This is a genomic window from Kocuria sp. ZOR0020, from assembly GCF_000800955.1.
Taxonomy (GTDB): domain Bacteria; phylum Actinomycetota; class Actinomycetes; order Actinomycetales; family Micrococcaceae; genus Kocuria; species Kocuria subflava.
The window spans coordinates 1-202 of sequence record NZ_JROX01000387.1; the positions used below are offsets into that span (position 1 = coordinate 1).

Consider the following 202-nt stretch of genomic DNA (forward strand, 5'->3'; position numbering starts at 1 on the left):
GGTTCTCATCAGTGAGTGGTTCTCTCGAACCGTCCGGCGAAGGTGATCGCGAACGCGTTCAGCGCCGGCTTCCACCTCATCACCCAGCGTGCTCTACCGCCACCGCTCGGATCAAGAGATCTGGTGACGAGGTAGAGGCACTTCAGCGCAGCAGCCTCATTCGGGAAGTGCCCGCGCGCCCGCACCGCCCGCCGGTAACGGG

The 202-nt window shown here is 64.9% G+C and carries 1 protein-coding gene; it reads right to left on the reverse strand.

The window, feature by feature from the left end; translation table 11 throughout:
- Nucleotides 1-8: 8 nt before the first annotated feature.
- On the reverse strand, nucleotides 9-202 hold a 194-nt coding region (locus L979_RS15500), incomplete at its 5' end, for a transposase (RefSeq protein WP_197052177.1).